We start from the raw sequence: 3,407 nt of genomic DNA on the forward strand, positions 1-3,407 counted from the left end.
CGCCCTCGCAGAGCTCGGGCACCCTGATGTCGCTACGGACGACACCGCCTGTCCGCGGTAGGTTCCCACCTCAGCTTGTGCTGTGAACGGCAAAGAGCCCCCACACGATCACCTCGTGTGGGGGCTCTTTGCTTGCGTTACAGGTGCAGCCGTGTTTTCCGGAAGCGCCCTCAGGGTGTCACACGGACGCTCTCCGCAGCGGAGCAAGGAGAGGGCGGAGCGTCCGGGTGACGGGTGCCCCTGCGTTAGGCGCGGAGGAAACATGCGGCGCACCTATACGCGTGTAGGAGCGAGGACGAACACCGCCTCTCAGCGTGAGAAACGGTTAGGCAGCCGCCTCGCAGAAAGTCACCGTCACCGAACCGTTACTGCGCTCGCGCATCCACTGCGGCGCGTTCTCAGCCGAAACAATCGCACCCTCGCTCACCGACGGGGCGAGGTACGAGCCGCCCGCGCCACCTGCGCCGCCCTGCATCGTGTAGCCAATGCCCTGACGCACGCCAGTCGGGCTGTTCAGCCACTTCTGGGTCAGCACAATCGAGGAGACGGACTGTGCCGCGCCGGAACCGCCGCCTCCGTAGCCTGCGCCGCCACCACCGGACACCACGGACTGGTAGCCGTTGAAGTTCTGCGCGTACGCGCCCTCGTCGTTGTAGATGTCCAGGTCCCAGCTGCGGTCCTCGTAGGTGCCCTTCTCGTGCACGCTGGCGGGGTTCTCATCCAGCTGGTAGGAGTATGCGCCCGCACCGTCGCCGCCATTGCCCGCGAAGCCGTTCGTGCCCGCGTTGCCGGCGACGAACTGGCTGAACAGCACCTGGTTGTTGGTGGTTTCAAAGCCGATGATGGGGCCGCTGACCGGCAGGGTGCCTGCCGCGCCGCCTGCACCGCCCACGCCCGCCGCGCCGCCGAAACCGGAGTTGTAGGTCAGGACCTTGGAGCGTTCAGCCTTGTAGATTTCGTAGCCGGGGGTGCCGTTGGAGCCTGCCGCTGCAGAGGCGCTACCCGCCGCGTCGAACTGCGGAGATGCATCCGAGCCGAGGGGTGCCACGCCTGCGTCGATCTGGCCGTTGAGGTTGGAGTACCAGGGGTCTGCGTAGGACACGCCGGAGGTGGTCATGCCCGCGCCGCCACCGCCGCCAGCCACAGCGATTACGGTGCCGTCGATGAGCAGTGCGGAGGAGCCGCCGCCGGATGCAGCGTACGCCTGGGTCTTGGAGTTTGCCGGGTCCGCGTACTTGGCGTCGACCTGCGCGGTGATGGTGGCGGGGATGGTGTAGGCGGGTACGGAGCCGCCGTTGCCGTAACCTTCACCACCGGCGGTGGGGGTGAGGGAGCCGTCACCGATACCGCCTGCTGCGGCGATAATCTGCACGGTGGAGCCGGGGGTGACGGCGATGATGCCGCTGACCTTCGCGCCGGAGCCGGCGGGGGTCATGCGGTTGTTGGTGCCGCCTGCGCCGCCGACCAGCTCGAAGCGGAGCTTGTGGACGTTGTCGGGCACGGCGAAGCTCTGAACGGTCTTGGTGCCTTCTTCGGTGCCGGAGATGTTGTACGCCGGGCTAGCTGCCAGGATGCAGTCGTTCGTAGCGGCGACGGACGCTGCGTAGGAGGGGATGGTTGCGGAGGCTGCGACGACGGGTGCCGCCCAGGCTGCACCAGCGACGAGCTTGCGGCGGGTCAGGGATGTAGACATGGTATGCCCTTTATTTAGGTGGGGTGATGTGTTTGTGGTGCGGATGCGGGAGCCTGTAGGCCTGCGCCCGGACGCTGAGGAAAAGCATACCTTGAACCTCAGCTTTAACATAAATCCCTAGCTCGAGCACAGTATGGGAGCTCTTGGGCATCTCGCGCCGCTCCCTTCCTTCGCTCCTGCAGGGGAACCCGCCACGCCCGGACGATCCGCTTCTCCTTGCTTCGCTGCGGAGAGCGCCCGGGCGGGCACCCTGATGTCGCTTTCGGAAGGTGCGGCTTTATGCGAGCCGCAGGTTCCGTCCGCGTACGCAACGCCAGCAGAGGGTCTGCAGGTTCTCGGGCTCGTTGTTGCCGCCTTCGGATAGCGGAATCTTGTGGACGACCTCTAGGATGAGGATTCGTTCACGCATGATGGAGTTGCCGCATCCGGGGTTTTGGCAGGTGTAGTTGTCGCGTTCTTTGATGCGTTGGCGCAGTTGGGCGGTCATGAGGGTGCGTTTGCCGCCTTCGGGCCATGCCCAGCGTATTTTGCGTTCCAGGGTTTCGGAGAGCGCGTCAAGGGTTGGGGTGTCGAGGGTGACGGTGACGGCACGATTTTCTTTGCCATTGGGTGAGGTGTATTCGAACCGGTAGACGGGGTAGGGCACGGTCAGCCCTACGTGGCAGACGTTGAGTTTGTTCCAGAACTCGCCGGCGTAGTGCTTGGTGATGAAGTGGGGCGGGTTGATGTGTGCGAGCATGTCGTCTTCGCGGCGTCGCACGTTGTCGACCGCGTTTTCGAGGCGCGCAATATCGTCAGAAAGCCGCTGCACGTCCTTGAGGGTTTGCAGGTCCGCTTCGATGTGGAAGTATTTGGTGAGGCTGCCGATGGGGTCCCGCTCGGCTTCGAGAACGACCTGTTTTGAGGAGTTGTAGACGTGCGGGTGGCGTTCTTCGGGTTTCTTCCGCAGCAGCGTCTGCCAGGTTTTGGGTTGTTGAACTTCGACGGTGGCGAGGTGGCTGTACATACCGTTGGTGGAGGCACCGAGTTCGTAGATTCCGTGGGTGTAGATGTCGTGTACGTAGCTGGCGACTTCGTTGTATTCGCTGGCGAGTGTGGCGGTGCGTTGCCGGTGCGTCTGGAATTCGGGGGTTGCGAAGTACCGGTTTTTGCGGATGGTCATGATGATGCCCGCGATGAGCACGATGATGACGACGCCAAGGATGACGTACCAGAGGGAGAAGGCGAGGCATACGGCGAAGAAGAGGCCGAGCCCTTTGAGGAATTTCATGGGTGTTCCTTTGTGATACGGCGGTGTATCTGTGAGTGTAGATTTCCTCCATTAGGGTATCGGAGGTGGGTACTGTGTGCAAAGCATTTGGTCACGTTGGAGGTGTATAGGCTTCCGCGCCGCTCCCTTCCTGCGCTCCTGCAGGGGAACCCGCCACGCCCGGACGCTCCGCTCTTCCTTGCTTCGTTGCGGAGAGCGCCCGTGCGGGCACCCTGATGTCGCTTTCGGAAGGTGCGGCGCTAAGCCGCAATTTCAACCCACCTATTTGGCGGAGCCAGCAAAAGACTGAAAGAGCGACAGCCCCTCTCCCCTTTAAGTTCGTTATGCCGGTATCGCGCACACAAGCCCTGCGCTTACTAATCTGAGGCTGGGTGTTTTATTTACGAAGTGGAGGGAATGGTGTCCTCCGCAGTGACATCAGGGTGCCCGAAGCGAAGCGAGGGC

General features: G+C 63.1%; 2 protein-coding genes. Both read right to left on the bottom strand.

Annotated elements, in window-relative coordinates:
* Positions 1-325: 325 nt before the first annotated feature.
* Entirely contained in the window at positions 326-1,693 is a 1,368-nt protein-coding gene (locus HMPREF2527_RS04505; RefSeq protein WP_070506697.1) for a hypothetical protein, read from the bottom strand.
* 277 nt (positions 1,694-1,970) lie between these two features.
* Complete coding sequence (locus HMPREF2527_RS04510) at positions 1,971-2,963, bottom strand: HNH endonuclease (protein ID WP_070506700.1); 993 nt, start codon at positions 2,961-2,963, stop codon at positions 1,971-1,973.
* Positions 2,964-3,407: the final 444 nt, after the last annotated feature.

Source organism: Rothia sp. HMSC071B01, from assembly GCF_001808945.1.
Lineage (GTDB): Bacteria > Actinomycetota > Actinomycetes > Actinomycetales > Micrococcaceae > Rothia.

What these genes read in the sequence shown, in the direction of transcription:
- HMPREF2527_RS04505 (WP_070506697.1), bottom strand. Translation starts at nt 1,693, where the DNA reads ATGTCTACATCCCTGACCCGCCGCAAGCTCGTCGCTGGTGCAGCCTGG.
- HMPREF2527_RS04510 (WP_070506700.1), bottom strand. Translation starts at nt 2,963, where the DNA reads ATGAAATTCCTCAAAGGGCTCGGCCTCTTCTTCGCCGTATGCCTCGCC.